This window comes from Streptomyces sp. DI166, assembly GCF_900091315.1.
Lineage (GTDB): Bacteria > Actinomycetota > Actinomycetes > Streptomycetales > Streptomycetaceae > Streptomyces > Streptomyces fuscus.
The window spans coordinates 1-8,462 of sequence record NZ_FLSP01000175.1; the positions used below are offsets into that span (position 1 = coordinate 1).

Genomic DNA, 8,462 nt, shown 5'->3' on the forward strand with positions numbered 1-8,462 from the left:
GCCGGGAGAACCGGCTCCGGAAGACTCCGAGCCGCACGGGCCGCGCACACCGCCGGCCGTCCCGGAGGCCGAGGGCTCCGGGACCACCCCCGAGCGCCTGCGGCGACCCGCGCCCCGGTGCGTCCGGGCCCGAGAGCGTCGGGGAGTCCGAGGCCGGGGCGGGGTCGTCTGTCCTGGGAGCCGGAGCGTCCTGGGAGCCGGAGGGTGACGGGGTGCGGCCGTCGGGGCCGATGCCCAGGACTGGTGCGTCCGGGCCGGAGGGGTTCGGGGAGTCCGAGGCCGGGGCGGGGTCGTCTGTCCTGGGAGCCGGAGCGTCCTGGGAGCCGGAGGGTGTCGGGGTGCGGCCGTCGGGGTCGACGCCCAGGACCGGCGCGTCGGAGCCCGAGGGGCTCGGGGAGCCCCAAGCCGGGGCCGGGCTGTCTGCTGCGGGGGCCGGGGAATCCGAGGCGCCCGCTGACGAAGACGGTGGGGTCTTCAAGGTTCGGCTCGCCAACTTCGAGGGGCCCTTCGATCTGCTGCTGCAGCTGATCTCCAAGCACAAGCTCGACGTCACCGAGGTCGCCCTGTCCAAGGTGACCGACGAGTTCATGGCGCACATCCGGGCCATGGGGCCGGACTGGGACCTGGACGAGACGACCGAGTTCCTGGTGGTCGCCGCCACCCTGCTCGATCTCAAGGCGGCTCGGCTGCTGCCCGTCGCCGAGGTCGAGGACGAGGCCGACCTGGCGCTGCTGGAGGCGCGGGACCTGCTCTTCGCGCGGCTGTTGCAGTACCGGGCGTACAAACAGATCGCCGAGATCTTCCATCAGCGCCTGGAGGACGAGGCCCGGCGCTACCCCCGTACCGTCGGTCTGGAGCCGCACCACGCCGAGCTGCTGCCCGAGGTCGTCATCAGCATCGGCGCCGAGGGGTTCGCCAGGCTCGCCGTGAAGGCGATGCAGCCCAAGCCCAAGCCGCAGGTGTACGTCGACCACATCCACGCCCCGCTGGTCAGCGTGCAGGAGCAGGCGCGGATCGTGGTGGACCGGCTGAAGGAGCTGGGCGAGGCCAGCTTCCGCGCGCTCGTCGAGGACACCGACGACACGCTCACCGTCGTCGCCCGGTTCCTGGCTCTGCTGGAGCTGTACCGGGAGAAGGCCGTCGCCCTCGACCAGGAGACCGCCCTGGGTGATCTCATCGTGCGCTGGACCGGCGGGGACGGCGAGGTTCAGCCCCTGGTCACCGACGAGTTCGACCGGCCGCCCGAGGCGCCCGGGGACAAGGACGAGGAGAAGAAGCCGTGAGCGAGGAGACCAACGGCACCGTCGCCGACCTCGACCTCAAGCCCGCCCTGGAGGCGATCCTCATGGTCGTGGACGAGCCCGCGACCGAGGAGCACCTTGCCAAGATCCTCCAGCGGCCCAAGCGGCAGATCGCCGACGCCCTGCGCGCCCTCGCCGACGAGTACACCGTCCAGGGCCGCGGCTTCGAGCTGCGCATGATCGCCGGCGGCTGGCGCTTCTACTCGCGCCCCGAGTACGCCGCCGCCGTCGAGGGCTTCGTCCTGGACGGCCAGCAGGCCCGGCTCACCCAGGCGGCCCTGGAGACCCTCGCGGTGGTCGCCTACCGCCAGCCGGTCAGCCGCAGCCGCGTCTCGGCGGTGCGCGGAGTCAACTGTGACGGCGTGATGCGCACCCTCCTCCAGCGCGGTCTGGTCGAGGAGGCGGGCACGGAACCCGAAACAGGTGCGATCCTGTACACGACGACGAACTACTTCCTGGAGCGGATGGGCCTGCGCGGTCTGGACGAACTCCCGGAGCTCGCGCCCTTCCTCCCGGAGGCGGAGGCGATCGAGGCCGAGACCCAGGAAGGCGTGCCGTCGTTCGATCCGGACGCTCCGGATTCCGAGGACGCAGACGACAAGACGACGGAACTTTGATGCGAAGCAGCGGCAGCGGCAAGAGTGGCGGCACCGGCGGACGCGGTAACTACCGCGGGGCCGGCAACAACCGGGACCAGAAGCAGGGCGGCCAGGGCCGGCCCCGCAAGCCCCGCCCGGAGGAGCGCCGCTACGACGTCGGCCCCGGCGCCTCCCCGGACGGACCGAAGTCGGGGCGCGGCGGCGCGGCGCGCGGCGGCGCCAAGGGCGCGCCGAAGAAGGGCCAGCCGCGGCGCGGCCGTACGGAACCGGCCCGTTCCCGCGAGTACGAGGCCCGCACGGAGGAGCGCAACCGCGAGCGGTACGCGGGCAAGAAGGACATCAAGCTGCCCAAGACCTTCCCCGGCGCCGAGCAGGAGGGCGAGCGGCTGCAGAAGGTCCTCGCCCGGGCCGGCTACGGCTCCCGGCGCGCCTGCGAGGAGCTGATCGAGCAGGCCAGGGTCGAGGTCAACGGCGAGATCGTGCTGGAGCAGGGCAAGCGCGTCGACCCGGAGAAGGACGAGGTCAAGGTCGACGGCCTGACCGTGGCGACCCAGTCGTACCAGTTCTTCTCGCTCAACAAGCCCGCCGGTGTCGTCTCCACGATGGAGGACCCGGAGGGGCGGCAGTGCCTCGGCGACTACGTCACCAACCGGGAGACGCGGCTCTTCCACGTCGGCCGGCTCGACACCGAGACCGAGGGCGTCATCCTGCTCACCAACCACGGCGAGCTGGCGCACCGGCTGACCCACCCCAAGTACGGCGTGAAGAAGACCTACCTCGCCGCCATCGTCGGCCCGATCCCGCGCGACCTGGGCAAGCGCCTGAAGGACGGCATCCAGCTGGAGGACGGTTACGCGCGCGCGGATCACTTCCGGGTGGTCGAGCAGACCGGCAAGAACTACCTCGTCGAGGTCACCCTGCACGAGGGCCGCAAGCACATCGTGCGCCGCATGCTGGCCGAGGCCGGGTTCCCGGTCGAGAAGCTGGTGCGCACCTCCTTCGGCCCGATCACCCTGGGCGACCAGAAGTCGGGCTGGCTGCGCCGGCTGTCCAACACCGAGGTCGGCATGCTGATGAAGGAAGTCGACCTGTAAGGGACGGCCCCCAGGAGCTTGTGACCGACCCCCACCCCCTTTATAGTCGTGGTGACTATTAAAGGGGGTGGGGGTCTTTCCCATGAGCGGCAACGACCTGCCCGGCTACGACAAGCACGCCTACGAACCCTTCGCCGTCACCGTCGACCTCGCCGTGTTCACCATCCGCGACGGCACCCTGCACGTCCTCCTCGTCGAGCGCGGGGAGGAGCCGTACGCCGGACGCTGGGCGCTGCCGGGCGGCTTCGTGCAGCCCGACGAGGCCGCCGAGACCGCCGCACGCCGCGAACTCGCCGAGGAGACCGGGCTCGCCGACGTCGTCGGACTGCACCTGGAACAACTGCGCACCTACAGCGAACCGGACCGCGACCCCCGGATGCGGGTCGTCTCGGTCGCCTTCACCGCACTGCTCCCCGACGCCCCCGAGGCGCACGGCGGCAGCGACGCGGCGGACGCCCGCTGGGTGCCGTACGACAGGGCCGCGGGCCTCGCCTTCGACCACGACCGGATCCTGGCCGACGCCCGTGAACGCGTCGGCGCCAAGCTGGAGTACACCTGCCTGGCCACCGCCTTCTGCCCGCCCGAGTTCACCCTCGGTGAGCTGCAGCAGGTCTACGAGGCCGTCTGGGGCACCGCCCTGGACCGGCCCAACTTCCGGCGCAAGGTGCTCGCCACCGCCGGGTTCGTCGAACAGGTCGCCGGTGCCTCCCGGCTCACCGGCGGGCGCGGCAAACCGGCCGCGCTCTACCGCGCGGGCACCGCCACCGCCCTCCACCCACCGCTGCTGCGGCCCGCCCCGGAAGGACCCTCCGCATGACCGCCCGTACGCACAAGCTCGCCGCCACCGGTTCCCTCATCGGTCTCGCCCTCGGGGACGCGATGGGCTTCCCGACCGAGTTCAACGACGTGCCCTCGATCCTCGCCAAGTCCGGGCCCTGGCGGGAGATGGACCTGCCCGAGCGGGCGATCGTCAGCGACGACACCCAGATGACCCTCGCCGTCGGCAAGGGACTGCGCACCGCCATGGACCGGGGCGTGCTCGCCCCCAAGCGGCTGGAGCGGCCGCTGCGCGAGGAGTTCGTCGACTGGTACCAGTCGCCCGAGAACAACCGCGCCCCGGGCCGCACCTGCATGGTCGCCTGCAACCTGCTCAAGGCCGAAGGGCGCGTGTGGCAGGACGCCAGCCAGATCGGCTCCAAGGGCTGCGGCGCCAACATGCGCGTCGCCCCCATCGGCCTCGCCCCGGGGCTCAGCGAGGAACAGCGCGCCGGCGCCGCCCAGTTGCAGTCCGCCCTCACCCACGGCCACCCCACCGCGCTCGCCGCCTCCGACCTCACCGCGCACGCCGTACGGCTGCTCGCCCAGGGCGCCGAGCCGACCGGACTGGTCGGGCTGCTGCGCTCGTACGCCCTGGAGAACCGCACCCGCTACCACCACACCTGGCTCGGCGACCTGTGGACCCGCGGCCAGGACCCCAGCCCCGAGCACTTCGTCGCGCGCGGCTGGGACGAGTGCCTGGGCGTGCTGGAACGGCTCCAGCAGGCCGTACGGGAGGGGTCGGTGGAGACCGACCCGTGCCTGGCCACCGGGGAGGGCTGGATCGCCGAGGAGGCCCTGGCCACCGGGCTGCTGTGCTTCCTGCTGTTCGTCGACGACCCGGTCATGGCGCTGCGCCGGGCCGCCTGCTCCTCCGGCGACTCCGACTCCATCGCCTGCCTGACCGGAGCCTTCGCGGGCGCCTACCACGGCGTCGACGCCTGGCCGACGGAGTGGGCCGACCGCATCGAGTACCGGGGCGACCTGATCGCCCTCGGCGCCCTCTGGGACGCTTAGCGGATGCTCGACGCCCTGGACATCGACCTCGCGCCCGTCGTCGCCGAACAGCCCGACCCGCTGCTGTTCGCGACCGTCTCCGGCGCCCACCTCTACGGCTTCCCGTCCCGCGACTCCGACGTGGACCTGCGCGGGGTGCACCTGCTGCCCGCCGCCGCCCTCCTCGGGCTGCGCGAGCCGGCCGAGACCCGGTCCCGGATGTGGGACCGGGACGGCGTGGAAATGGACCTGGTCACCCACGACCTGCGCAAGTTCGTCCGGCTGATGCTCCGCCGCAACGGCTACGTCCTGGAGCAGCTGCTCTCCCCGCTCGTCGTGCACACCACCGACGCGCACCGCGAGCTGTCCGCGCTCGCCCCCGGCGTCGTCACCCACCACCACGCCCACCACTACCGGGGCTTCGCGAACACCCAGTGGCGGCTCTTCGGCAGGACCGGCGAGCTGAAGCCGCTGCTCTACACCTTCCGGGTCCTGCTCACCGGCATCCACCTGATGCGCACCGGCGAGGTGCAGGCCCACCTGCCGACCCTGCTCGGCGAGGTGCCCGAGGCGCCCGGATATCTGCCCGAGCTGATCGCCGCCAAGGCCGAGCGGGAGCACGGGGACGCCGGTGTCGACCACGCGCGCGTGGCGGCCGACGTGGAGCGGCTGCACGGGGTGCTGGACGAGGCCCAGGCCGCCTCAGCGCTGCCCGACGCCCCCACCGGGTACGACGCCCTGCACGACCTCGTCGTACGGATACGGCTGGAGCGCTGAGGCCCGGCGGACGCGGACCAGGAAGTCCTCCACCCGACGCCGGTCCGGCTCGGCGGGCAGCGGGCTGCGGTCCGCCGCCCGCTCGGCCTCCTCGGCCAGCCGGTTCATCCAGGACTCCACCCGCGGCCACGGCACCTCGCCGCGCTTGACCGCCAGCAGCGGCTCGCGCTGCTCGCCCACGTCGAGGACCAGCTCGCCGGTGCGCAGCAGGTCACGGACGCTCATCAGCAGCCGCAGCAGATGCATGGCGTGCTTCCAGCGGGGGGCGCCGTGGTTGCGGACGTCGGCCTGAAGCTTCTTGCGCTGGCCCACGGCGTACCGGGCGAACGTGGTGTGGGTCTGCCGGGACAGGAAGGCGCCGCGCAGGCCGATCAGCTCCCGGCCGGTGTCGTCGATGTGCTCCACCAGCGGGGAGTGCAGGCACTCCAGGATGTTCGGGTTGGCGCGCAGCGCCAGCTCGCAGAACCGCTCCAGCTCCCAGCTGAACTGTTCCTCGGCCGGGCCCTCGATGTGCGTGGGCGGCTTCTCGAACCGCCAGAACAGGGGAGTGGGGGCGAGGAAGACGCCCCGCCGGTCGGTGTCGCTGCCCTCCGTGGCCAGACCGAAGGCACGCGAGCCCATGACACAGGCGTAGACGGTGTGGTCGCGGACCAGGGTCTCGGGGTGCATGGCCCGCAGCGTACGGGGCGACTCAGGTCAGGCGGATCGAATTTCCGTCCACCTCGATCTTCTCCGCGGGCAGCGGCCGGGTCGCGGGCGGGTTCTCCACCGCGCCGTCCGTGATGCTGTACTTGCTGCCGTGGCAGGTGCAGTTGATCGTGCCGCCCTCGACGTTCGCCACGATGCACTGCTGGTGGGTGCAGATCGCCGAGAACGCCTTGAACTGCCCCTCCTCCGGCTGGGTCACCACGACTTTCTCGTCCTTGAAGATCTTGCCGCCGCCGACCGGGATCTCGTCGGTCGTGGCCAGCTCCTCGCCGTCCGCCTCGGGCGGATCGGCGTCCTGGCCCGTCTCGCCGGTCCCGGGGGTCTCCGTGATCTCGGCGGTCTGCTCGGTGGAACCGCTGTCGTCGCCGCCCGAGTCGCCACAGCCGACGGCGAGGGCCGCCGCGCCCGTGGCGAGAAGGATCGTGCGCCGCTTCGGCCGCTGGGTCATGGCGTCACTCCGAAATAGGTCGGAAACGGTGAGGACCGGGATCAACAGCATCTTGGCACTGAAAGCACCGAGGAAGAAGGAACCTCCGGGGGAACTACGCTGGATGCGCACAGAGTCGATCCACAGCAAGGGAGCCAAACCGTGGCGGTACGAGCGGTCCGGGGCGCCGTCCAGCTCGGCGTGGACGAGGCCGGGCACATGGAGGAGCGGGTCGGAGCCCTGCTCACCGCCGTGCTCGAACGCAACGGCCTGACCACGGACGACCTGATCAGCATCTGGTTCACCGCCACCCCCGATCTGCACAGCGACTTCCCCGCTGCCGCCGCCCGCAAGCTCGGCATCGTGGACGTACCCCTGATCTGCGCGCAGGAACTGGACATCGAGGGCGCCATGCCCCGGGTGGTCCGGCTGCTCGCGCACATCGAGTCCGACCTGCCCCGCTCCGAGATCGCCCACGTCTACCTCGGCGCCGCCGCCGCTCTGCGCAAGGACATCGCCCAGTGAGAACCGCACTCGTCATCGGTACCGGCCTGATCGGTACGTCCGCCGCGCTCGCCCTGGTGAGCCGGGGCGTCGTCGTCCACCTCGCCGACCACGACCCGGAGCAGGCCCGCACCGCGGCCGCGCTCGGCGCCGGGACCGACGAGGCCCCCGAGGGCCCGGTGGACCTCGCGATCGTCGCCGCTCCGCCCGCGCACGTGGCCGGGGTGCTCGCCGACGCCATGCGGCGCGGGGTGGCGCGCGGCTACCTGGACGTGGCGAGCGTCAAGGGCGGGCCGCGCCGCGAGCTGGAGGCGCTCGGCCTGGACCTGTCGGCCTACCTCGGCACCCACCCTATGTCCGGCCGGGAGAAGTCCGGCCCGCTGGCCGCCAGCGCCGACCTCTTCGAGGGCCGCCCCTGGGTGCTGACCCCGACCCGGGACACCGACACCGAGGTGCTGAACCTCGCCCTGGAACTGGTCTCGCACTGCCGCGCGGTCCCGGTCGTCATGGACGCCGACGCCCACGACCGCGCCGTCGCGCTCGTCTCCCACATGCCGCACCTGGTCTCCAGCATGGTCGCCGCGCGTCTGGAGAACGCCGAGGAGGCCGCTGTGCGGCTGTGCGGGCAGGGTATTCGGGACGTGACGCGGATCGCGGCCTCCGACCCGCGTATGTGGATCGACATCCTTTCCGCCAATCCCGGGCCGGTGGCCGACCTCCTCGCGGACGTCTCCGCCGATCTCGACGAGACGGTGCAGGCGCTGCGGGCCCTGCAGTCCTCCGACGACGCCAAGCGCCGCGAGGGCGCCGAGGGCATCGAGGACGTGCTGCGCCGCGGCAACGCCGGGCAGGTGCGGGTGCCGGGCAAGCACGGGTCCGCTCCGCGGGTCTACGACACGGTCGCGGTGCTTATCGACGACCAGCCCGGGCAGCTGGCGCGGATCTTCGCCGATGCCGGACGGGCGGGGGTCAACATCGAGGATGTGCGGATCGAGCATGCGACCGGGCAGCAGGCCGGTCTGGTGCAGCTCATGGTCGAGCCGAACGCGGTGCCTGTGCTGACCGCTGCGCTGCGGGAGCGGGGCTGGTCGATCCGGCAGTGACGGTGGGGTGGGGTCTGGGTTTTTCGCCCCGCCGCCCCTTCCCGTTCCCGTCCCTGGGGGCTGCCGCCCCAGACCCCGCTGTCGGCCCTGGACGGGCCTCGTCCTCAAACGCCGGACGGGCTGGGGGCGGAGGGGTC

10 protein-coding genes are annotated in these 8,462 nt (G+C 72.3%); 8 read left to right on the forward strand and 2 right to left on the reverse strand.

Annotated elements, in window-relative coordinates:
- Positions 1–230: 230 nt before the first annotated feature.
- The 6 genes from GA0115233_RS38875 to GA0115233_RS38900 all read left to right on the forward strand — a co-directional run bounded on the left by GA0115233_RS38875 (position 231) and on the right by GA0115233_RS38900 (position 5,583).
- Positions 231–1,283 carry a segregation and condensation protein A gene (locus GA0115233_RS38875; RefSeq protein ID WP_255310511.1) on the forward strand — a complete coding sequence of 351 codons (1,053 nt, stop codon included), beginning with the start codon at positions 231–233 and terminating at the stop codon, positions 1,281–1,283.
- A 62-nt stretch (positions 1,284–1,345) separates the two neighbouring features.
- Positions 1,346–1,918 (forward strand): SMC-Scp complex subunit ScpB, encoded by a 573-nt coding sequence (scpB, locus tag GA0115233_RS38880; RefSeq protein WP_250752365.1) that lies wholly within the window; start codon positions 1,346–1,348, stop codon positions 1,916–1,918.
- Positions 1,918–2,994, forward strand: coding sequence for a pseudouridine synthase (locus GA0115233_RS38885; protein ID WP_093725369.1), 1,077 nt, complete (start codon positions 1,918–1,920; stop codon positions 2,992–2,994). Before scpB ends, GA0115233_RS38885 begins: the two co-directional genes overlap by 1 nt.
- An 82-nt stretch (positions 2,995–3,076) precedes the next feature.
- Positions 3,077–3,811 carry an NUDIX hydrolase gene (locus GA0115233_RS38890; protein ID WP_093725371.1) on the forward strand — a complete coding sequence of 245 codons (735 nt, stop codon included), beginning with the start codon at positions 3,077–3,079 and terminating at the stop codon, positions 3,809–3,811.
- Positions 3,808–4,827: an ADP-ribosylglycohydrolase family protein gene (locus GA0115233_RS38895; protein ID WP_093725373.1), complete on the forward strand. Its 1,020-nt coding sequence runs from the start codon at positions 3,808–3,810 to the stop codon at positions 4,825–4,827. The genes GA0115233_RS38890 and GA0115233_RS38895 overlap by 4 nt, the downstream gene beginning before the upstream one ends.
- A 3-nt stretch (positions 4,828–4,830) precedes the next feature.
- Complete coding sequence (locus GA0115233_RS38900) at positions 4,831–5,583, forward strand: nucleotidyltransferase domain-containing protein (protein WP_093725375.1); 753 nt, start codon at positions 4,831–4,833, stop codon at positions 5,581–5,583.
- Here GA0115233_RS38900 and GA0115233_RS38905 read toward each other — a convergent pair.
- Together GA0115233_RS38905 and GA0115233_RS38910 are read right to left on the reverse strand one after the other, a co-directional pair.
- Positions 5,509–6,252, reverse strand: a complete 744-nt coding sequence (locus GA0115233_RS38905) for a nucleotidyltransferase domain-containing protein (protein ID WP_093725377.1) — start codon at positions 6,250–6,252, stop codon at positions 5,509–5,511. The genes GA0115233_RS38900 and GA0115233_RS38905 overlap by 75 nt on opposite strands.
- Before the next feature lie 22 nt (positions 6,253–6,274).
- Entirely contained in the window at positions 6,275–6,739 is a 465-nt protein-coding gene (locus GA0115233_RS38910; protein ID WP_093725379.1) for a Rieske (2Fe-2S) protein, read from the reverse strand.
- Between the two features lie 141 nt (positions 6,740–6,880).
- On the opposite strand from GA0115233_RS38910, the gene aroH reads away from it, so the two are divergent.
- Positions 6,881–7,243, forward strand: coding sequence for a chorismate mutase (gene aroH / locus GA0115233_RS38915; protein WP_093725381.1), 363 nt, complete (start codon positions 6,881–6,883; stop codon positions 7,241–7,243).
- Entirely contained in the window at positions 7,240–8,325 is a 1,086-nt protein-coding gene (locus tag GA0115233_RS38920; RefSeq protein WP_093725383.1) for a prephenate dehydrogenase, read from the forward strand. The genes aroH and GA0115233_RS38920 overlap by 4 nt, the downstream gene beginning before the upstream one ends.
- Positions 8,326–8,462: the final 137 nt, after the last annotated feature.